The 21,591-nt window shown below is 64.0% G+C and carries 19 protein-coding genes; 12 read left to right on the forward strand and 7 right to left on the reverse strand.

The genetic code is table 11. From position 1 onward, the window contains the following. Positions 1-20 precede the first annotated feature (20 nt). Positions 21-929 carry an NAD(P)-dependent oxidoreductase gene (locus CLV78_RS06825; RefSeq protein ID WP_281261141.1) on the reverse strand — a complete coding sequence of 303 codons (909 nt, stop codon included), beginning with the start codon at positions 927-929 and terminating at the stop codon, positions 21-23. Between the two features lie 294 nt (positions 930-1,223). On the opposite strand from CLV78_RS06825, the gene CLV78_RS06830 reads away from it, so the two are divergent. The 3 genes from CLV78_RS06830 to CLV78_RS06840 are packed head-to-tail and all read left to right on the forward strand — an operon-like array spanning position 1,224 to position 3,176. Then, entirely contained in the window at positions 1,224-1,790 is a 567-nt protein-coding gene (locus tag CLV78_RS06830) for a tetratricopeptide repeat protein (RefSeq protein ID WP_106204040.1), read from the forward strand. 29 nt (positions 1,791-1,819) lie between these two features. After that, complete coding sequence (locus tag CLV78_RS06835) at positions 1,820-2,668, forward strand: tetratricopeptide repeat protein (RefSeq protein WP_106204041.1); 849 nt, start codon at positions 1,820-1,822, stop codon at positions 2,666-2,668. A 7-nt stretch (positions 2,669-2,675) separates the two neighbouring features. After that, positions 2,676-3,176, forward strand: a complete 501-nt coding sequence (locus CLV78_RS06840) for a prepilin peptidase (protein WP_106204042.1) — start codon at positions 2,676-2,678, stop codon at positions 3,174-3,176. Between the two features lie 45 nt (positions 3,177-3,221). Here CLV78_RS06840 and CLV78_RS06845 read toward each other — a convergent pair whose 3' ends face one another. Both CLV78_RS06845 and CLV78_RS06850 read right to left on the reverse strand, forming a co-directional pair. Continuing rightward, complete coding sequence (locus CLV78_RS06845; protein ID WP_106204043.1) at positions 3,222-3,812, reverse strand: hypothetical protein; 591 nt, start codon at positions 3,810-3,812, stop codon at positions 3,222-3,224. A 121-nt stretch (positions 3,813-3,933) separates the two neighbouring features. Then, a complete protein-coding gene (locus tag CLV78_RS06850; RefSeq protein ID WP_106204044.1) occupies positions 3,934-5,550 on the reverse strand; it encodes a glycosyltransferase family 87 protein in 1,617 nt (538 codons plus the stop codon). A gap of 130 nt (positions 5,551-5,680) precedes the next feature. Here CLV78_RS06850 and CLV78_RS06855 point away from each other — a divergent pair, with 130 nt between their 5' ends. The 5 genes from CLV78_RS06855 to CLV78_RS06875 all read left to right on the forward strand — a co-directional run bounded on the left by CLV78_RS06855 (position 5,681) and on the right by CLV78_RS06875 (position 11,663). Then, positions 5,681-6,991 (forward strand): ATPase, encoded by a 1,311-nt coding sequence (locus CLV78_RS06855; RefSeq protein WP_106204045.1) that lies wholly within the window; start codon positions 5,681-5,683, stop codon positions 6,989-6,991. After that, a complete protein-coding gene (locus CLV78_RS06860) occupies positions 6,988-7,809 on the forward strand; it encodes an NAD(P)-dependent oxidoreductase (RefSeq protein WP_245924863.1) in 822 nt (273 codons plus the stop codon). Before CLV78_RS06855 ends, CLV78_RS06860 begins: the two co-directional genes overlap by 4 nt. 121 nt (positions 7,810-7,930) lie before the next feature. Continuing rightward, entirely contained in the window at positions 7,931-10,342 is a 2,412-nt protein-coding gene (locus tag CLV78_RS06865; protein WP_106204047.1) for a ligase-associated DNA damage response DEXH box helicase, read from the forward strand. 39 nt (positions 10,343-10,381) lie between these two features. Continuing rightward, on the forward strand, positions 10,382-11,029 hold the full coding sequence (pdeM, locus tag CLV78_RS06870; protein WP_106204048.1) for a ligase-associated DNA damage response endonuclease PdeM: 648 nt from the start codon (positions 10,382-10,384) through the stop codon (positions 11,027-11,029). Between the two features lie 220 nt (positions 11,030-11,249). Continuing rightward, complete coding sequence (locus tag CLV78_RS06875; RefSeq protein WP_106204492.1) at positions 11,250-11,663, forward strand: PaaI family thioesterase; 414 nt, start codon at positions 11,250-11,252, stop codon at positions 11,661-11,663. 81 nt (positions 11,664-11,744) lie between these two features. Here the strand turns inward: CLV78_RS06875 and folD are convergent, their stop codons facing one another. From folD to pepT, 4 genes are all read right to left on the reverse strand, one after another. Next, entirely contained in the window at positions 11,745-12,638 is an 894-nt protein-coding gene (gene folD / locus CLV78_RS06880) for a bifunctional methylenetetrahydrofolate dehydrogenase/methenyltetrahydrofolate cyclohydrolase FolD (RefSeq protein WP_106204493.1), read from the reverse strand. 117 nt (positions 12,639-12,755) lie between these two features. After that, the gene (locus CLV78_RS06885; RefSeq protein ID WP_106204049.1) at positions 12,756-13,064 is read right to left on the reverse strand and encodes a chorismate mutase; all 309 of its coding nucleotides are present in this window, start codon (positions 13,062-13,064) and stop codon (positions 12,756-12,758) included. Between the two features lie 55 nt (positions 13,065-13,119). Next, on the reverse strand, positions 13,120-14,796 hold the full coding sequence (locus CLV78_RS06890) for a formate--tetrahydrofolate ligase (RefSeq protein ID WP_106204050.1): 1,677 nt from the start codon (positions 14,794-14,796) through the stop codon (positions 13,120-13,122). Positions 14,797-15,269: 473 nt separating this feature from the next. Further along, complete coding sequence (gene pepT, locus CLV78_RS06900) at positions 15,270-16,511, reverse strand: peptidase T (protein WP_106204052.1); 1,242 nt, start codon at positions 16,509-16,511, stop codon at positions 15,270-15,272. A 707-nt stretch (positions 16,512-17,218) separates the two neighbouring features. Between pepT and CLV78_RS23830 the strand changes: the two genes are divergently transcribed. The 4 genes from CLV78_RS23830 (at position 17,219) to CLV78_RS06920 (ending at position 21,521) form a co-directional block, all read left to right on the forward strand. Then, complete coding sequence (locus tag CLV78_RS23830) at positions 17,219-17,716, forward strand: TRAP transporter small permease subunit (protein WP_158263461.1); 498 nt, start codon at positions 17,219-17,221, stop codon at positions 17,714-17,716. Continuing rightward, on the forward strand, positions 17,709-19,325 hold the full coding sequence (locus CLV78_RS06910; protein ID WP_106204054.1) for a TRAP transporter large permease: 1,617 nt from the start codon (positions 17,709-17,711) through the stop codon (positions 19,323-19,325). The genes CLV78_RS23830 and CLV78_RS06910 overlap by 8 nt, the downstream gene beginning before the upstream one ends. A gap of 44 nt (positions 19,326-19,369) precedes the next feature. Next, positions 19,370-20,434 carry a TRAP transporter substrate-binding protein gene (locus tag CLV78_RS06915; protein WP_106204055.1) on the forward strand — a complete coding sequence of 355 codons (1,065 nt, stop codon included), beginning with the start codon at positions 19,370-19,372 and terminating at the stop codon, positions 20,432-20,434. 439 nt (positions 20,435-20,873) lie between these two features. Continuing rightward, the gene (locus tag CLV78_RS06920) at positions 20,874-21,521 is read left to right on the forward strand and encodes a Crp/Fnr family transcriptional regulator (RefSeq protein WP_106204056.1); all 648 of its coding nucleotides are present in this window, start codon (positions 20,874-20,876) and stop codon (positions 21,519-21,521) included. The last annotated feature ends 70 nt before the right edge of the window (positions 21,522-21,591 follow it).

A 21,591-nucleotide genomic window follows, 5' to 3' on the forward strand; every position in this document is an offset into this window, starting at 1 on the left:
TTGGCGCCCCGTTGCCGTTGTTACTTTCCGAGTTTCAGGAAGTAGTCGAAAATTTCCGGCACATTGCCGTTGCCCATGTCGGCATCGACCGCCGCCTGAAGGTTATGCGACGTGCCTTCCGCGATCTCGGCCCGGGTGCCCAGGTCTTCGACCATCTTCAGGAAATAGCCCAGATCCTTGTTCGCATTGGCAATGGAAAAGCCCAGATCGCTCACGCCATCCACGGCGTAGTTCTTGCAGAACCCCATGAAGGGCGAGTTGGACGGACCGGTCGACATGATGTCGAAGAGTTGCTGGCGATCCACGCCCGCGCGATCGGCGACCGCGAAGGCCTGCGACATGGCGCAGACGGTGGTCATGCCCATGAAGTTGTTGATCAGCTTCGTCGTGTGGCCGGCGCCGAGCGCACCGAGGTAGAAAACGTTCTCGCCCTGCTCATCCAGTACCGGCTTGACCTTGTCGAAGGTCTCCTTGTCGCCGGCGGCCATGATGTTCAGCAGGCCGTCCTTGGCGTGAGCCGGCGTGCGGCCGAGCGGAGCATCGATCATGCCCGCGCCCTTGGCGGCAAGGTCGGCGCCGATCTTGCGCGTGGAGGCCGGAATCGATGTGCCGAAGTCGATCAGCACGGACCCTTCCTTGATGCCGGCAAGAATACCGTCGTCGCCATAGACGATCTTTTCGACCACGTCGGAGGTTGTGAGGCACAGCATCACGATGTCGCTGGCCTCGGCCAGGGCTTTCGGCGAAGCAGCCTCGCTGGCATTGCCACGGGCGACCACGGCTGCCACGGCATCCTTATTGAGGTCCATGACCACCAGCTCGTAGCCCTTCTTTTGAAGGTTTTCGACCATGTTGCCACCCATGAGGCCAAGGCCGATAAAACCGATAACGGGTTTGGACATGTCTGACTCCTGAAGATATGTGTGAATATTCCGCTGGGACCGGTATACCAATTTTTACAAATTTGCCAGAGCCAGTTTCGAATTTGACAACTTGGCGGAACGCTGATGGTTCGCCATCGGCGATCTGGCGCCGACACACCCCAAGCCCACCCTGTTGCCGGCGCCCGGTCGCGCAGGAACGCAACGCCGGATGGGGGCAGTTTCAAGGGAGTCGGATTTGCCACACCCCTCTTCGAACACCGCACCGACCGGATCTGCCCCCTTGGCGGGCTCCGCCGGAGCGAACACACTGCCGCAAGTTTCACCTGACAGGCTGCCTGAATGCTCCGCCCGACCGCCCTGCCCCTGATGATCTGCCTGATGCTGGCCGCCTGTGGCGAGGACCCGCGGCTCGAAGCGCTCAACGAAGGCCCGCCCGCACCGCCGGGCACCGAGACGGTCGACGACGCGGTTGACGGCTTGATCGTGGGCCACCGGCTGATGGCCGCCGGCGAATACGAATTGGCGCTTAAGGAATACCTGCGGGCCGCGGGCGAACACGGGCTCGACGTCGACGTGCTCTCCGCCCTCGGGTCCGCGAACCTCAAACTTGGCCGCCTTGGCCAGGCCGAGCGCATGCTGCGCCGCGCCACCGATGAAGATGAAGCCTTCGCCGCCGCCTGGAACAACCTTGGCGTCGTGTTGATGGAGCAGGGTGAGATTGGCGAAGCCGCGCGCACCTTCCGGATCGCCTTCGCACTGGATAGTGGCCAAAGTGCCGAAATCAGGGAAAACCTGACCCGCGCGCTCGCAAAACTGGAGAATCCCGCCTACACTTCCGAAAACAACTATAATTTTGAGCTGGTGCGCAGAGGGAGCAGTCAATACCGCCTTCTCAGCACACCCTGAGGCAGACCGAGCAGAAAAGGACGCAGAAAATGCGCCGCACGATACTTGTTACGCTGTGCCTTGGCAGCGCCATGGCCCTTTCCGCCTGTCAGAAGGCCGCCGACAGCGAAGTCGATCGCGCCATTCAGAGTGTCAACGCCATCGACGACAACAACCTTTCAGACGTCATGCTGACGGTGGCTGACCCCAACGAGGCCGTCGCCTATTTCAAGCGCACATCGGCGCAGAGCCCCGACCGGATCGACCTGCAACGTGGTCTGGCCGGGTCGCTTGTTCGCGCCAAGCAATACACCGAAGCATCCGCGGCCTGGAGCAAGGTCGTGGGAATGCCGGGCTCGACCACTGCGGACAAGGTGGAATACGCCGATGCGCTCGTGCGGGCCGGCAAGTGGGAAAAGGCCGAGCAGGTGCTCGACACGATCGCGCCCACCCACGAGACCTTCAAGCGCTACAAGCTTGAGGCGATGATTGCCGATGGCAACAAGGAGTGGAAGAAGGCCGACAGCTTCTACGAAACCGCTGTTGGCCTGACGACCAAGCCCGCGTCCGTGCTGAACAACTGGGGCTATTCCAAGTTGTCCCGCGGGGATTTCCGCGAGGCTGAGCGGCTCTTCGGCGAGGCCATCCAGTATGATCCGAAGCTCTACACCGCCAAGAACAACCTGATTCTGGCCCGGGGTGCGCAGCGCAACTACCAGATGCCGATCCTCGACATGACACAGACGGAGCGTGCACAGCTGATGCACACTCTGGCGCTGACCGCGATCAAGCATGGCGATGTCTCCATGGGCAAATCGCTTCTGCAGGATGCGATCGACACCCACCCGCAGCATTTTGAAGCCGCGGTGCACAGCCTGAACGCACTGAAGGGCGTCTGAGGCAGACATGCTCGAAATCACCACGTGGGAGGCGCTCTGCTTCCTGCCATTCGCGGTGCCAATCGGGATCTGGGTTGCTGTCAACGACATGGCCCACATGAAAATCCCCAACAAGGCGGTGATGGCGCTGGTCGCCGTCTTCGCCGTGGTGGGGCTCGTGGCCCTGCCGCTGGAGGCCTACCTGTGGCGCTGGCTGCATCTCGTCGTGGTGCTGGTGATCGGCTTTCTGGCCAACATGATCCGGTTGCTCGGTGCCGGCGACGCGAAGTTTGCCGCGGCGATGGCGCCTTTCATCGTTCTCGGCGATGCGACCAAGGTCATCTATCTTTTCGCCGGACTGGTCCTTCTGACCTATGCCGGGCACCGGATTGCCCGTGCGGTCCCGGCGATCCGGAATGCCACGCCGGATTGGGAAAGCTGGAAACGCCGCAAGGATTTCCCGATGGGCCTCGCGCTCGGCCCCTTGCTGATCGTCTACCTCGCGCTCGGCGCGCTCTACGGAACCTGACCGGGTCTCGTTTTTCCCTACAGAGCAGGTGCAAAGACCAGGACGCTAGAGGCCGCAGTCCCTCAATACATCCAGATCGTCGGTATCGAAGGCCGGGTTGTCTGCCGCGAACTGGCGCGGCATTGTCCTGTCTTCGAAAACATCGAACCCTCCGACGATTTCGGCAAACCCGCAGACCGTCTGCGGCTCGGGTGCGTTGCGCAGAAGCTCGCTCAGCACATCGAGGGGGCCGTCCCCGAGGATGATCAGAGCGCCCGCATCCACGAGCGGTTCCGAGGATTGCAGGTATGCCTCGCCGGAGATCCGCCCCTCGACGAACAGCTTGTTGAGCGTCCCGATGACCACCACCCCCTGCCCCGTCGCGACAGGAAATCCCGCATCGATCAACTTCTGCACGTTTCGCGCAGGCTGGTCCGACAGCGCGGCAAAGCCCATCGACTGCATATCGACCTGCCCCGTCGTGATGTCGTCCCGGACACAATCGCCCAGCTTCGGGCTGCCCTCGGGGCGGGGATCCGCAAGCAGGGCCTTCACGTGCTCCAAGCATAGCACCCGGTGGTCGGCCGCCGCCACATTGCCGGCGCCTGCCAGCAGCGATACAGCGAAGGCGCCAAGGCACAGGGCAGGTCTGATCATCTCGGTTCCCCATCTGGTCCGGCGCAACCGGCGCCACCGGACGAAGCATAAAGAATGGCCGAAAAAGGGAAAGCAGGCGCGGAGCCGGCACGGTTGTCGCGTCGCGTGCCGCCGCCCGACGTCAGGGTTGGGTCAGGCCCAACACAATATAGCTTTCGGTCCGGTGACGTTCTTCCAATCCGTAGCCGCCCTCCGCCAGCAGTGACAGCGTCGACTGCCGCGCAGCATTGTGGATCGGGCAGAGTGGCACCAGCACATGGTCGGCCGTCTCGATCCCCGGCAAGCCATCATACCGCCAGGGGGCTGCCCCACGCAGACGCTCGAAATCGCCAAAGAGCCAGTAGCCGGTCAGCAGATCAGCAACGAACAGCTTCGAGCCGCCAAAGCCCGCGGCCTCCATATCCCGCGCGATAGCGTCGTATAGGACGATGGACCCGGACAGGATATCGCAATTCTCCAGTACCGCCCCATTCAGGATCGTCGGTTCCACGTCCTCTTCGAGATCCGAGAAATCGACGCCGACAACGTCGAGCTCCGCCCGCACCACCGGGCGCTGCCAGCGTTCCTCGTGCACATACATATCGTCCAGCGCCAGGTCCGAGCCCGGGAACATCGGCTGAAACTCCCCGGCGTCGAGCGTCAGGTGTCGCAGCGGGCTAAACGCCAGGTTCAGCGCGGTTGGCAGGCCAATCACGAAGGCCGCCGCCCCGGCCAGTCGCACCGCATTGCGCATGTCCCAGCCGCGGGCGTTCGTCGTGCCGGGGTCTGGAGCCAGTGCAAAGAGCAGCAATCCCAGCAGGTAGATCCACTGCGGATCGTTGCCGTAGTTCTGATAGGTGACATAGGCGAAACCGGGAAAGAGCAGCAGCAACAACAACCCCTCGCGGTCGCGTCCACCCTGACGCAGCAGGACGACTGCCGCCACCGCCACGATGGAGCCGCCGAGATAGGCGGGCGCGGACAGGACGCTGCTCAGGCCGAGGCCCGGCTTCGAACGCATTTCCGAGTTCTTCACGTCCAGAAGGTCTCCGAAATAGGCGCTCCAAAAGTCGGGTCCCGCGGCAAGGGTGAAGATCGCCACCACGGCGAGCCCGGCCAGCGTCGCGGCCAGCAGGGCCATCCAGTCGCGGCGCAACAGCAGCGCGAGCGTCACCACGGGCAGGAAGGCCGCCACATAGGTCACCTTGATCATCGCAAGCGCCGCGATGGCCAGCCCGCAGATCACACCGTCTGCGATGGAGCCCTGTCGATTGACGGGCGGCAAGACCGCGATGGCGATGGCCAGGAAGGACAGCGCCCAGGCCCAGCGGTTGTAGTGCATGGAGATCGAGGCAAGCGGTTCGGCCTCCCCGTGCACCAGCGCCAGCGTCAGAACGAGGCAGATCGCCCCGAAGGCCACCGCCCATCCGAAGGGAAGGCGCGAGATACCGACCCACCAGATTGGCAGCAGCAGCAGCGCGCCCACCAGCACCTGGCTGGCGAGGATCGACATGCCCACGCCCCAGCCCATGGACGCAAACAGTGCGATCGGCGCCGTAGCGAGGTATCCGATGGGTGACATGAAATCGAGATGCGGCCATTCACCGGCGGCCTCACGCAACACGATGTCGACAAGGTGGATGGTATCGCCCTCGTGCATGGAGACGTAGAAGCCCCCCTTCGCCAGCCCGACCGCGCTCAGAACCGCCCACAGCACGAGAAGAAACCCGCCGAAAGCGGCCGCACCCTGTCTTTGCATCACTGCTCTCTTTCCATTTTTTGGCCACAATACCACGGCATGTTTCACACTGTCTGCTGAATGGCGGGCGTTGGTGTCGATTTCCGGGCGAGATTGGCAAAAATGTTTGGATGAGCGGTCAGGTGACAAGATGAACATGGAAGTCGGCAATGTGATGGCGCCCCCGGCGCCGAAGCGGCTGGAAGAGATGCAGCTTCCGCTCGTCATGATGCGGGATATCCTGCTCAAGACGATCTTCCGCAAGAACATCGAGATGGTCAGCGAACTGTCCCAGGCCGTCTGCCTGCCGATCCCCGTGACACAGGAACTCGTCGACATGGCCCGGGAGCAGAAGCTGGTGGAAGCGACCGGCACGCTGCTGGCCAATTCCGGCGGCGAGATGGGCTACCAGTTGACCGATGCCGGAAAGGCGCGTGCGCTCGATGCGCTGTCGCAATCCGAGTATTATGGCGCCATGCCCGTGCCGCTGGAGATCTACGGCGAACAGGTGAAGCGCCAGTCGATCCGCAACATCCAGATCACGCGGGACATGCTGACCGGTGCCATGGGCCACCTGGTCCTGCCGGAGAACCTGCTTGGGCAGCTTGGCCCGGCCGTTTCCGCCGGTCGCTCGATCCTGATGTACGGCCCGCCGGGCAACGGTAAATCGTCGATCTCCAACGGTATCCGCGATGCCCTCGGCGACAAGATCTACATCCCCCGCGCCATCGAATACGCGGGGCAGGTGATCACGGTCTATGACCCCATCGTGCACAGCGCCGCCGAAGAGCAGATCGACGATCCGAACTCTCTGCGACGCACCGGCAACCGGTTCGACACCCGCTATGTCCGGTGCGAACGCCCCACCGTCATCACCGGCGGTGAACTGTCGCTCTCCATGCTCGACCTCGTCTACAACCCCACCGCGCGCACCTACCAGGCGTCAATGCAGCTCAAGTCCACCGGCGGCATCTTCATCGTCGACGACCTCGGCCGCCAGAAGGAGCCTCCGCAGGCGCTGGTCAACCGCTGGATTCTGCCGCTGGAGGAGAACCGCGACATCCTTGCCCTGCAATCGGGCGAGAAATTCGAGGTGCCCTTCGACACGCTCGTGATCTTCTCCACCAACTTCCACCCCAACGAGATCTTCGACAAGGCGGCGCTGCGCCGGATCTTCTTCAAGATCAAGATCGACGGGCCGGAACAGGAGGATTTCCTGAAGATCTTCGCAATGGTCGCCAAGAAGCGGAAGATGCCGCTGGATCAGGATACGCTGATCCATCTTCTGACCAACAAGTACCCGACGATCGACAACGTCTATGCGAACTACCAGCCGATCTTCCTGATCGACCAGATGATTTCAATCTGCAGGTACGAGGGCATTCCGAACCAGATGTCGCCGGAACTGATCGACCGCGCGTGGGAGAACATGTTCGTCAAGCAGGAGCACATCGAGCATTGACCGTTCTCGGCCGGATCGGTGTTGCGGGATGTGGCCGCATGGGCGGGCCGATGCTGGCGGCGCTGGTCGCGGCCGGGTTCGAGGCGGATGGGTACGACATCGCGCCTGATGGCGTGCTGGACGATGTGCCGGTCACCGATGATCCGACGGCGTTTTCCAAGGGTCTTCAGGTTTTGGTCAGCGTCGTCCGGGACGCCGATCAGACCGACGACGTACTGTTCGGGCGCGGGGCACTGGCGCATGCCGGGGACCTGCGGACGCTTGTCATCTCCTCCACGCTGTCTCCGCGCTATGTCCGCGGCCTGAAGGACCGGATGCCGGGCCATGTCCGGCTGGTCGATGCACCGATGTCGGGTGCCCGCATTGCGGCGCAGGAGCGGCGGCTGAGCTTCATGCTTGGCGGCGACGATAAGGAGCTCGACAGGCTCCAGCCGATCTTCGATGCGATGGGCCGACACTTTCACCGCATGGGTCCTTTTGGCTCCGGCGCGCAATCCAAGGTGCTGAACAACCTCCTCGCGGCGTCGCACACTGCAATGACCCGGCTGGTTCTGGACTGGGCCGACGAGGCCGGGCTCGACGAACGGCGCTTGCTTAAACTGATCGAGACATCTTCGGGGCAGAACTGGCTGGCAAGCGGCATCGACGATATCGAGTTTGCGCGCGATGGCTGGTCGGAGGAAAACTCAATCGGCATCCTGGTAAAGGATGTCGCTGCCGCGCTGGATGCCGCGCCGGACGGTGCCGACACGCGGCTTCCGGAAACGGTCAAGGCGACCATCCGTGCATTGAAGAAGCGACCGCCGCCGAAGGCGTAAGCGCCGCGCGATCTGCGGACGCCGCGTGGTGCGTCCGGTCACTGCCTGACGCATATGGATCCGGAACAAACCGGGATCAAAAACACTGGCCTCCCCCGGCCGGTGTCCCTAAAGTCGCCCCATGTCCCGCCCGCTTCCCCCTGCTTTCACCGACTGGTTCGCCGCGCGCGGATGGGAGGTTCACCCGCATCAGCAGCTCATGCTGGACAGGGCCGACGCCCCTGCCCTCCTGCTCATCGCTCCGACTGGCGGCGGAAAGACTCTGGCAGGGTTTCTGCCCACGCTGGCGGAGCTTTCGGACGGCGACCATGGCGGGCTGCACACGCTCTACGTGTCCCCGCTGAAGGCGCTGGCCGCCGACATTCGCCGCAACCTGACCATGCCGGTCACTGAGATGGGGCTGCCGATCAGGATCGAGGACCGCACCGGCGACACGTCGGCGACACGGAAAAAGCGCCAGCGGGCCGACCCGCCACACATCCTGCTGACGACGCCGGAATCGCTCGCCCTGCTGACCTCCTACGAGGATGCGCCGCGCATGTTCGCCGGCCTCTCCCGGGTGATCGTGGACGAGATCCACGCCCTCGCCGAGAGCAAGCGGGGCGACCAGCTCATGCTGTCGCTTGCCCGCCTGTCGACACTTGCCCCCGGATTGCGCCGCGTTGGGCTCTCTGCGACGGTCGACGACCCGAAGGCCATCGGGCAACTGATGGCGCGTCACCCCGACCCGGTGGAGATTGTGCAGGCCGATCCCGGCCCCGCGCCCGACATCTCCATGCTGGAAACCGAAACGCCGCCGCCCTGGTCCGGCGGTGGCGGGCGATACGCGATCCCGGCGGTTCTCGACCAGGTTCGCCAGCACCGGACCACGCTGATCTTCCACAACACCCGCGCGCAGGCGGAGATCTTCTTTCACCACCTCTGGCTTGCCAACGACGAGGGGCTTCCGATCGGCATCCACCACGGTTCGCTCGCCCGCGAACAACGGGAGAAGGTGGAGGCCGCGATGGTCGCGGGAAAGCTGCGCGCCATTGTCTGCACCGGCTCTCTCGATCTCGGCATCGACTGGGGCGACGTGGACCTCGTGATCCAGGTCGGCGCACCGAAAAACGTCAAACGGCTGGTGCAGCGGATCGGGCGGGCAAATCATCGCTACAATGCGCCCTCAAAGGCGCTGCTTGTGCCCGCCAACAGGTTCGAGATCGTCGAATGCCAGGCGGCATTGGAAGCAGTGCAGGACGGTGACCTCGACGGCGCACCACGCGGCCCGGGCCCACGCGACGTGCTGTGCCAGCACATCCTGATAGCCGCCTGCGCGGGGCCCTTCTCCGCCGATGACCTGTATGCCGAATTGACCAGCGCCGGAGCCTATGCGGACCTGTCCCGCGCGGCGTTCGACGCCTGCCTCGATTTCGTTGCCACCGGCGGATACGCCCTGCGGGCCTATGACAAGTGGCAGCGATTGCAACAGCGCCCGGATGGCACTTGGCACCTGCGCGATCCACGTGCCGCGGCGCGCATTCGCATGAACATCGGCACAATTCAGGATTCCGACCTGCTGAAGGTCCGTATGAAGGGCCGGATGGGCGGCAAGCCGCTGGGCGAGGTCGAGGAGGCCTTCGCCGCCTCCTTGACCCCGGGCGACACCTTCCTGATCGGCGGGCAGATCGTGCGCTACGAGGGTTTGCGGGAGATGACGGTGGAGGTCACCCGCCACGCGGCCAGGAAGCCAAAGGTCGCCGTCTTCTCGGGCACGAAGTTCGCCAGTTCCACGCGGTTGCAGGAACGGATTCTGGAGATGTTCCGCCAACCCGACTGGCCGGCACTTCCGGGTCACACGCGGGACTGGCTGGCGCTGCAACGGGAGGTGTCCCGCCTGCCGGAACACGACCGGCTTCTGGTCGAGAGCTTCCCGCATGACGGTCGGCAGCATGTCTGCGCCTACGGGTTTGCCGGCAAGAACGCCCAGCAGACGCTTGGCCTGCTGCTCACGCGACGCATGGAGGACGCCGGCCTGCATCCGCTCGGCTTCGTCTCCACCGACTACGCCACCCTGATCTGGGGGTTGGATCCGCTGCGGGAGGCCGCACCGTTGTTCGCGCGCGAGACCCTGCGCGACGGGCTGGACACCTGGCTGGCCGGGAACGCGGTGATGAAACGCACCTTTCGCGCCTGCGCGACCATTGCCGGGCTTATCGAACGCAATACGATGGGCGCAAGGAAATCCGGGCGGCAGGCGACGTTTTCCTCCGACATTCTTTACGACACGTTGTTGAAATACGAACCCGATCACTTGCTGATGCAAATCACGCGGGAAGAGGCCCTGCGAGGCTTGGTCGATTTCGGCCGGATCGAGGAGATGATCGACCGGATCGGCGACCGGATCGACCATGTGCGGCTCGACCGTGTGTCGCCGCTCGCCGCGCCCCTTTTTCTCGAGGTCGGGAAGGTACCCGTTGTCGGCGAAGGACGGGAGCGGCTGGTCGCCGAGGAAGCCGCGCGTCTGATGCAGGCGGCGGGGCTTTCGGCGTGATGGGCCCGCGTGGCGACCGGCTGCGGGGAGAGGAGAGGCATGAACGCGCTGACGTTTAACGGAGAATCGCTGGTGCTGCGTCCGTCCGGCGCGCTGTGGTGGCCGACAGAGCGGCTGCTTTGTGTTTCCGACCTGCATCTGGGCAAGGCGGAACGCATGGCCCGCCGCGGGGGCGCTCTGGTCCCGCCCTACGAATGTGACGAAACCCTGGAGCGGCTGGACGCCGAAATCTCGGCCATGGCGCCACGGCGGGTGATCTGCCTGGGCGACAGTTTCGACGATGGTCCGGCGGAACACGGCCTGTCCGAAGCACACCGGATGTGGATCGCGCGCATGATGGCAGGGCGCGACTGGGTCTGGATTGCGGGCAATCACGATCCCGGGCCGGTGCGGTTGGGGGGCGAACACCTGGCGGAGGTTCGGCTCGGCGGACTGGTGTTCCGGCACATCGCCGAAGCCGATGCGGCCCCCGGCGAGGTTTCGGGCCACTACCATCCGAAAGCGCGGCTCGCCGGAAGCCGACGGCCCTGTTTCCTCACAGACGGGTGCCGCCTGATCCTGCCGGCCTTTGGCTCCTACACCGGCGGCATGGATGCTGATGCACCGGAGATTCTTGCCCTCCTGCGCCCGCCCATGAAGGCCGTGTTGACGGGCCCCACACCGGTCGTGTTTCCGATCGGCCCGTGACGGGGGGCTCCCGCCGGATCGGCCTCATCAAGGATGAGACCTCTCCGTTGGGCGTGGCCGCGCGCAAGCGCGGCCACGCCCGGTTCGCAGGACATCGAACACCACCCCTTCCAGCGCTCGGTCGGATCGGCGCAACATCGCCGCGACGGCAGCCAGCAATTGGCAGGGTCTGTTGGCTGTGGAAGGATACATCGGGACATCAAGGGGGGATGGAATGGAACTGGCGCCTGACATCGAGGACAAGATCCAGCAAAGCTTCGCCGCTCAGCGCATGATGGCCACACTTGGCGCGCGCCTTGACCGGATCGAGGCCGGCCGGGTCGCGATCCGGGCACCGATCCTCGATTGTGCGCAGCAACAGCACGGGTTTGGACATGCCGGGCTGACGTTCTCCATCGGAGACAGCGCCGCAGGCTACGCTGCCCTCTCTGTCATGCCGCCGGACGCGGAAGTTATGACCGTGGAGATGAAGATCAACCTGCTCGCCCCGGCCGACGGCGAACAGTTGCGCGCGGTTGGCGAGGTGGTCAAAGCCGGCCGACGGTTGGTCGTTGTGAAGGCTGAGGTCTTTGCCACGAAGAGCGATAGGACAACGGGAATCGCGCTTCTTCAAGGGACAATGATCCCTCTGTGAACGCGGCGCGCGCGGCGACAGCCGCGCGCCCGGCCCAACGCTTCCGGGGGGCCGCCAGGCCACCTGAAAGGGGCGGGAGCCCTACGCCGTGAGCCCTTCAGGCTCGGGCAGGCCGTTGGCCCGGCAGCAGGCCGTCAAGGTATTCGCCAGCAGACACGCGATGGTCATCGGACCGACGCCCCCGGGAACGGGCGTGATCGCGCCGGCCACCTCGACCGCAGAGTCGAACTCCACGTCCCCGACAAGGCGGGTCTTGCCGTCCTCTTTCGGGATCCGGTTGATTCCAACATCGATCACGGTCGCACCGGGCTTGATCCACGCGCCCGGGATCATCTGTGGCCGCCCGACCGCCGCGATCACGATATCCGCGCCGCGAACAACCGACGGAAGGTCCTTCGTGCGGCTGTGAGCGATGGTCACCGTACAGCTATCGCCCAGCAAAAGCTGCGCCATCGGCTTGCCGACAATGTTCGATCGGCCAACGACGACGGCGTTCAGCCCCGACAGCGAACCGTGGTAGTCCCGCAGCATCATCAGGCAACCGAGCGGCGTGCAGGGCACCATGGATTTCTGCCCCGTCCCGAGCAAGCCAACATTCGAAATGTGAAAGCCGTCGACATCCTTGGCGGGATCGATAGCGTTGATCACGAGGTCCGAGTTCAGGTGTTCCGGCAAGGGCAACTGCACGAGTATGCCATGGATCGCCGGGTCGTTGTTCAACGCGTCGATCAGCTTCAGCAGGTCCTCCTCGGAGGTGCTCTCGGGCAGACGATGCTCAACCGAATGCATACCGACTTCCCTGGTCTGCTTTCCCTTGTTGCGGACATAGACCTGGCTTGCCGGGTCGTCCCCCAGAAGAACCACCGCCAATCCGGGGGTTAGCCCATGATCCTGAACCAGTGTCGCGACCTGTGCTCCGACCTTCTCCCGTACACTGGCCGCGAAGGCCTTTCCGTCGATGATTTCTGCTGCCATGCGCATCATTCCTTTTCCCGAGCCAGCCCGCGTGGGCTCGCCCATGATTCAGACCGAGACCGGCCGTCCAATTGTCTGTGGCGCTTCACCCGTTGGCGCCACCTGATCCATCTTGGCTCAAGCGCCTTCGGAGCCCAGCACGCGTTCCTCGCGCCGGATCGACCACTCGATCAACTGCCGCCAGATCAGCTCGATCAAATCGGCGTCGAGCCCATCGGCAAGCGCTTCAGCGCGGACATTGGCAACGACCTCCTCCACCCGCGACCCGATCCGCGCCGGCTGGCCATCGACCATCTTCAATGCGGCGGCGCGGTCGATGTAGCCCGCGCGCTCGGCGAGGAGACGCACCAGGTCCATGTCCAGTGCATCGATCTGAGCGCGCAGTTCCGCCATCGACTGACAGCTCTCTGCCGGTTTGCGGGTCATTGTCATCCTACTCCTGCGGCCATCCTTGCGGCCGCAGGCATACTCCTTTGAGCGCTCAGAACAAGCCTTCGACGTCACCTGCGTCATTGAGCATGATCGCTTCAGCGGCCGGCACCCTCGGCAGGCCCGGCATGGTCATGATCTCTCCGCAGATCGCAACGATGAATCCGGCACCTGCGGACAGGCGCACCTCGCGGATCGGCACACCATGTCCGGTTGGAGCGCCGCGCAGGTTCGGGTCGGTCGAAAACGAGTATTGGGTCTTGGCCATGCACACCGGCAGCGTGCCGTATCCCTGTTCCTCCCACTGGCGCAACTGATCGCGTATCTTCTTGTCGGCAAGGACTTCCGAGGCATGGTAGATCCGCTTGGCAATGGTCTCGATCTTCTCGAAAAGCGGCATGTCGTCTTCGTAGAGCGGGGCGAACTGGGAGACACCGCTATCGGCGATCTCGGCCACGCGGGTGGCAAGTTCCTCCGTGCCCTCCGAGCCCAGTTCCCAGTGACGGCAGAGGATGGCCTCCGCGCCCTGCGTCTCAACGAACGCTTTCACGGCGTCCACTTCCGCCTCGGTGTCGGTCACGAAATGGTTGATTGCCACGACAACTGGCACACCGAAACTCTTCACATTCGCTATATGCCGCCCGAGGTTGGGGCAGCCTGCCTGAACGGCCTCCACGTTTTCCGGGCCGAGATCCTTGCGGGCCACGCCGCCGTTCATCTTCAGCGCCCGGATCGTAGCGACGATCACAACTGCGTCCGGGGAGAGGCCAGCCTTCCGGCACTTGATGTTCATGAACTTCTCGGCCCCGAGGTCGGCACCGAAGCCGGCCTCCGTCACCACGTAGTCGGCGAGCTTCAATGCCGTCTTGGTGGCGATCACCGAGTTGCAGCCATGCGCGATATTGGCAAAGGGTCCGCCATGCACGAAGGCCGGGTTGTTTTCGAGGGTCTGCACCAGGTTCGGCTGCATGGCGTCCTTGAGCAGCACGGTCATCGCGCCGTCCGCCTTCAGATCACGGGCATAGATCGGGTCCCGCGTCCGCGTGTAGGCGACGATGATGTTTCCAAGGCGTCTTTGCAAATCCCCAAGATCGTTGGCAAGGCAGAGACAGGCCATGACCTCGGAGGCCACGGTAATGTCGAAGCCGGTCTGGCGCGGGAAACCATTGGCCACACCGCCAAGGGACGTGACCATATCGCGCAACGCGCGGTCATTCATGTCGACGACCCGACGCCAGGTGACCCGGCGTTCGTCGATGCCGAGTTCGTTGCCCCAGTAGATATGGTTGTCGATCAGTGCGGAGAGCAGGTTGTGGGCGCTGGTGATGGCGTGGAAGTCGCCGGTGAAGTGAAGGTTCATCTCTTCCATTGGCACGACCTGCGCGTAGCCACCGCCGGCTGCACCACCTTTCATGCCGAAGCACGGCCCGAGCGAGGCCTCGCGGATACAGATCGCGGCCTTCTTGCCGATCCGGTTGAGCCCGTCGCCCAGCCCGACGGTCGTGGTGGTCTTGCCCTCGCCAGCCGGTGTCGGGTTGATGGCCGTCACCAGGATCAGCTTGCCATCCTTGCGCCCTCCGAGCGAGCCGATGAAGTCCTGAGAGACCTTGGCCTTGTCGTGACCATAGGGCAGCAGGCTTTCGGACGGAATTTCCAACCTGGCACCGATCTCCTGGATCGGCTTCTTGTTGGCTTCTCGGGCAATCTCAATGTCGGACTTGTGGCTCACGCTGGTCTCCTCCCGGCCGCTCGTGAAGTGTTACTTTCGCTCTTATCGTCACGGCAACCGGCCGCGCATGGTTTTTCCGACATTTTCGAGGCTGGGAGCGGCGTTGACGGCGACAACGGTTTCGTTTTGGAAACCCGGACCGCCCAGACAGCACCAGTTGTACCCGATCGGCATCCGGCATCGCACCGAGATCGGGATGTTGCCGAACCGGTCAGGACACTGCATTTGACCGGCCATGCCGGTGTCGCAGGACGTGCCGGAGCAATCGGCCCTCCCCCGGAAATTGGGCCAGTCCGACCCGCCCTGAGCCCACGTCGCGGGCCATTGAGCGCGATAGCTCACCGGGTGACCACTCCCCCAACTCAGGCGGACGCGGGCCAGCATTTGCCCTCGCCGAAATCTGTGCGCAGGCAGCGGCAGGGTCGATCCCGATTGCCTTGGCTGTCCGTCCGAGCGCCCATGCCCGGCCTGACCTATTCTTTCCGGGCGGCCAGTTCGACGAGGTGAATGCAGACCTCGGTTGCCTTCACCATGTCCTGCACCGAGATCCACTCCAACGGGCCATGGATTTCCTGCATTCCGGTGAAGATATTGGGCGTCGGCAGGCCGAACTCGGTCAAGCGGGACCCGTCCGTGCCACCGCGGATGGGCTGGGAAAAGGGCTCCACCCCACTCTCGCGGCAGGCCTCCAACGCGAGCTCCACCGGCGTCATGTCATCCTCCAGCCAATAGCGCATGTTGCGATACTGGTGGCCGATCTCGCAGGTAATCGTGGCGCGCGGTTCGGTGGCCGCCACGGCTTCGCAAACCTGCCGCAGCAACGTCCCCTTCGCCTCCAGCCCGTCGCGTTCAAAGTCGCGCAGGATGAACTTGATCCGCATTTCCGACGAGCCGCCGCTCATCTCGGTGGCATGGATGAACCCCTTGCGTCCGTCGGTAACCTCCGGCGTCATCGTCGCCTGCGGCAATGTCGCGATGATCTTCGACGCAAGGTGGATGGCATTCACCATCTTGTCCTTTGCCTTGCCGGGATGGATGGAAACGCCGGAGATCGTGACCACCGCCCCGTCGGCGGAGAAGCTTTCGTAGACGATTTCGCCGACCACGCCGCCATCGAACGTATAGGCAAAGTCGCAGGCCATGTCCTTTGGCAGCGGCTCGGTCACGCCCCGTCCGATCTCCTCGTCCGGCGTGAATGCGACACGGATCGGGCCATGCTTGATCTGCGGGTTCTCCATCAGGTGGCGCATTGCCGTCATGATGATCGCCACGCCCGCCTTGTCGTCGGCACCGAGCAGCGTCAGACCCGAAGCGGTGATGATGTCATCTCCGACCTTCTCGCCAAGATAGGCGTTCACCTCGGGTGAGAGCACCAGCGAAGGATCTTCGGGGAAGGTGATCTCGCCGCCGGAGTAGCCCCGGATCACCCTTGGTTTCACGCCGGTGGCGTTGAACTGCGGTGCCGTATCGACATGGGCGAGGAACCCGATCGTCGGCCCGGGGGCATTCCCGGGTATCGTTGCGAGTACGACACCATAGTCGGTGATCTCAACATTCTCTGCACCGATCCCGGTCAGTTCTTCTTCCAGCAGACGGAGCATATCGAACTGGATCTCCGTACTGGGCGAAGTGGTGGATTGCTCATCGGACTGACTGTCGATCGCGGCATATCGGACGAGGCGATCTTCGAGTTCCTGATTAAAAGTCTGTGTCATCGGATCTCCTGAATTCTGACCGGAGAAGGGATCGCCCGGCTGCGAGAGTCAACTCACTTCCGGGAACGGCCGCGGCGGTCGCCACCGCGGTATCCTTGTCAGCGTACCCGGCGATGTCGGGACCGGCGTGGGAAGACGCCCTTGGCACCTTGGTTTGCACCCGGCAAACAGCCTTTTAGGCGCTCAAGCCGGGAATGGGAAAGGTCAGCGGCACGCGCTCGCGCTCGGCAGGAAACAGCCCATCGGGTCGGATGCGGGCGATATCGTGGTCGCTGCTCGCGGCGGTTTTTAGTCGAAACGCCAAGGCGTCAGCGTGGCGTCCGCCCGAACCATGTAGGCGAGCGTCCCGAACCGCATCGTCACCCATGCAGGATTGGTGGCGACGATCCGTGTTTTCCGCCCCGTCCGCCGTGCACTTCAGGCACGACCGGGCGCCGGTTCCGGTTCTATTCGTGACACCAGAGGGCGCCCAAGAATGGCTTCACCGAACGGCCTTCGGGACGGAACACCAACGTCGTCAGGCAGACGCTGCACCGCCGCCCCATGAATTGCCACATGCCCTGCAAATCCTGCGCAAAAGCCCCTCCAAGAGCTGGATTCCACTCCGGAAACCAACGAAACAGCCAAACTGTCGCGGCTGCCGTCAGGCACCGGCCCTTGCAGAGACTGGGGCGATTGGGCATTTGGCTGACAAGAAAGGGAAACAGATGACCATTCTGTCCAAGACGGCCAGCCGGGTGCACCATCTCACGCGCCGGCTCTGCCAGATCCTCCTCGGGCTCATGTTCATCGGGCAGTTTTCCGTTGTGATCCTGCGATACGTCTTTGGCGTCGGGTTCATCGAGTTGCAGGATGCCGTGGCCTACAGCTTTGCCACGCTCGTGGTGCTGGGTCTGCCCGTGGCACAGGCGCTCGACGCCCATGTCCGCGTCGACGTGTTCCGCAGCGGCCAAACTACGCAGGTGCGCCACTGGTTCGACCGGGTGGGCATCGCTGCCTTCCTCATTCCCGTCTTTGGCCTGACGATCTGGTGGGGCTGGCCGGATGTGACCTACAGCTGGTCGATCCGCGAAGCCTCGGTCGAGACCGGCGGATTGCCGGGGCTCTACCTCGTCAAGACCATGTTGCCGCTCGCCTGCGTGCTGATGATCCTGCAAGGGATTTCCGGCCTGTTCGTGCCGGCCTCGGAGACCCGCGATGCTTGAGAACATGTGGCTGATCATCCTCGGGATGAGCCTTTTGGCCGGCATCCTCTCCGGAATCCCGGTGATGCTGATCCTGGCCGGCGTTCCCGTGGTCGTGGCCTTCGTGGCATCGGCCTTCGGCGCCTTCGACCTCAGCTTCCTGCAGGCATATCCGCAGCGAGCCTTCGGGGTAATGCAGAACTCCCTCCTGATCGCGGTGCCGCTGTTCGTCCTGATGGGCGTGCTGTTGGAGCGCTCACGGGTGGCCGAACGCACCTTGATGCAGGTCAGTCGCCTTCTAGGTGGCTCGCCGCGGGCGCTGGCCCTTTCCGTGCTCCTGATCGCCACGCTGATCGCCGCCTCCACCGGCATCATCGGAGCCACCATCGTCATGCTTGCCATGATCTCCCTGCCGGCCATGCGCCGCGTCGGGGTGCCGGACGCCACCTCCAGCGGCCTGATCTGTGCCGCGGGAACGCTGGGCCAGATCATCCCGCCCTCGATCGTCCTGATCCTGCTGGGCGACCAGGTCGCCAATGCCTATCTCGATGCCCAGCAACGGGCGGGGAACTTCGCTCCGGACGCGGTCACCGTCGGCGATCTTTTCGCCGGGGCGTTGGTGCCGGGATTGGTGCTGGTGCTGCTCTACGGGATCTTCATCTCCTTCCGGCTGGCGCGGGTGCCCGCCGAAGCCGTGGACACCGATCCGAAGATTGGCCTTTGGGATGTGATGCGGGAAGTGCTGCCGCCGATCCTGCTCATCCTCGCGGTGCTTGGCTCGATCCTCGCCGGTGTCGCCACCCCGACAGAGGCCGCAGCCATCGGCGTTGCCGGCACCTTGCTGATCACCGCCGCGCGCGTGACAACCGCCAGCGACGCCGCCTCCCAACCTGACGGCACAGCCCCCCGCACACCCGAAAAGCGCCGCAGCCCGGCCTGGCTGCGCCACGGCATGACCGCGACCGCTGTGGCCGGTTTCGCCCTGGTGATCCTGCGGTTGACCGGGGTCGGTCGGATCAACCTCAGCTCCGGGGAACTGACCCTTGGCGGCGGCTCGATCCTTGCCCTCGGCCTGACCGCGCTCGTGGTGATCGGGTTGAGCGTGGCCGTCGTCACATTGACCCGTTCGGGCGTTTTCGGCGCTGCACTGGGAGAGGCCGCCAAGGTCTCCGGCATGATCTTCGGCATCATCCTCGCCGCCTCCATGCTGAGCCTCGTCTTCCGCGGCTTCGGGGGCGACGACTGGGTGCACGCATTGCTGACCAACCTGCCGGGCGATCACACGACGATGTTGATCTTCACCCTTCTGGTGATCTTCGCGATGGGATTCATCCTCGAATTCATCGAGATCGTCTTCATCGTCATTCCGCTCGTCGGCCCGATCCTGCTTCAGGATGTCGATCCGGTCTGGTTCGCGGTGCTGGTTGCGCTCAACCTGCAAACCTCGTTCCTGACACCGCCCTTCGGGTTCGCCCTGTTCTATTTCCGCTCCGCCGCTCCGGAAGAGATCACCACCAGCACGATCTACCGCGCCGTGGTGCCGTTCATTCTCATCCAGGTCGTGACGCTGGGCATCGTGTTCCTGTGGCCGCCGCTGGCGACCTGGCTGCCGCAAGTTCTGTTCGGATAACTGAAGAACCGGGGCGGTGGTGCCCCGCATGAAGGGAGAAGAAGATGAAACGTCGCGATTTCCTGAAGACCGGGGCCATTGCCGCCCCCGCCGCAGCCCTCGCCGCACCTGCCATCGCGCAAGGCGTGATCGAGTGGAAATGCCCGACCTCCTTCCCGTCGAAAGCCCCCGGGATCGGGACCAATGCGACCACCTTCGTCGAGCGTGTGAATGCCATGGCCGATGGCCGGCTGAAGCTGAAGCTCTATTCGGGCGGCGAGCTTGTCCCTGCCTTTGCCGTGGAAGATGCAGTGCAGAACGGCACCGCCGAGATCGGTCATGGAACGCCCTACTACAACGCCGGCAAGAACTCCGCGAACCACTTCTTCACCACGATCCCGTTTGGGATGACAGCCACCGAGATGTCGGCCTGGTTGAAGTTCGGCGGCGGCCAGGACCTCTACGACGAGATCTACGGCCAGCGGAACCTCGTGCCCTTCAACTCGGGCAACTCGACCGTGCAAGCTGCGGGCTGGTTCAAGAAGGAGATCACCTCGGTCGAGGATTTCTCCGGCCTTAACATGCGGATCGCCGGGCTTGGCGGCGAGGCCATGCGCAAGCTCGGTGTGAATGCCGTGCTTCTGCCGCCGACCGAGATCTTCCCCGCCTTCCAGTCCGGCGCCATCGACGCCGCCGAATGGGTTGGCCCGATGCTCGACCAGGCCTTCGGCATGAACAAGGTCGCCGATATCTGCTACGCGCCCGCCTTCCACGAGCCCGGCGCAGGCCTGAACGTCGTGGTGAACAAGGACGCCTGGGAGAGCCTCAGCCCCGACCTTCAGGCGATCATCCGCAATGCCGCCGAAGCCGCGGAATCGGAGACCATCGCCCAGTTCGAGTATTTCAACGCCCAGGCGTTCAAGGCGTTGCAGGACAGCGGCGTCATGTTCAAGACCTTCCCGGAGGAAGTCCTTGCGGCGCTGAAGACGGCCGTGGTCGAGGTTCTGGACGAGCAGGCCGCCGCCAATCCCGACTTCGCGCGCTGCCTTGAGAGCTACAATGCCTACTTGTCCGTTGCCAGACCATACAGCGCCGCCTTCTCGGCCCCGTCGATGCTGCAACGCGGCTGAATGGCCCGTGCCCCCGGCGTCACCTTGGCGGCGGGGGCACAACACGCACCCCTCAGGCATCGACGCCAAAGGTGCGCCTTGGCGGGCGAGCCTTTCCCGGCAAGAGCGGTGCTTTCCAACCGTGCCCCGCATACCTTCGGCTGCCCCAATCGATGTGCCCACCGGGGGCCTGCGCCGCATCGCGGCGCCATCGCCGCTCGGGCTCTGCCCGGCGGCTGCTTCCCCTGCCCGCCTTTGATCCGCCGCAGTCAAGACGCCGGGCCAGTACGCACCCACTTCGCTCCGACATCGACTGGCCGCGCTCCGGAGGTCTGGGGCAACCACATCCGGATCGGTGACAACTCCGTGAATCTCGTTTAGAAGTGAACATGTTGACGGCCACCGCCGCCTGAACAGGGCCACTCCCCTGTCCGGGGGCCATCTGAGACGACCGTGGAGCATGACGGAACAGGACAGTGAAGAAGACTGGGGCACGCGTCTGGTCGCGTTGCTCGGCGCGCGGCTGAAGGAGATCCGTCTCAAGGCAGGCGCGGTGCTCTTTGAGCAAGGCGACCACGATGACCGGTTGTTCATCCTCGACGAGGGAACGCTGGAGATCGGGGTCCTGACCGCTGCGGGCCGGAAACTATCCCTGAGCCGCCTCGATGCCGGTGCCGTATTTGGGGAGATCGCGATTTTCGATCCGGGGCCCCGCACCGCACGGGCCAAGGCGCTGTCCAACTGCCGGCTGCGCATGATTGGGCAGGATGCCCTTCTCCGGGAACTGACCCACAGCCCCGAGATCGCCCTTGCCCTGCTCCGCGTTGCCGGTCAGCGGATGCGGCTGATGAACCAGCAGGTCCAGGATCAGGTCTTCCTGCCGCCGACTCCGCGCCTTGCGGCACAGCTGCTCCTACTGGCCGATACCAAGGACACGATCCGCATGTCCCAGGCAGAGCTTGCCGACTACGTTGGCGCGACCCGCGAACATGTCTCAAAGACGCTGGCGGAATGGCGCCGTGGCAATCTCGTCGATGTCGGCCGCGGGCGAATCCGGTTGCTGGACCGGGCCGAGCTTGCAAGGCTCCGGGATTGCGAACAAATCTGACCTGTTCTGGCCATTAATCTCGGTTAACTAGCAGCTTGTGTGAACCGGCTCACAGAAACCGGGGGTCACA

Origin of the sequence: Aliiruegeria haliotis, assembly GCF_003003255.1 — a bacterium.
Classification (GTDB): Bacteria; Pseudomonadota; Alphaproteobacteria; order Rhodobacterales; family Rhodobacteraceae; genus Tropicimonas; species Tropicimonas haliotis.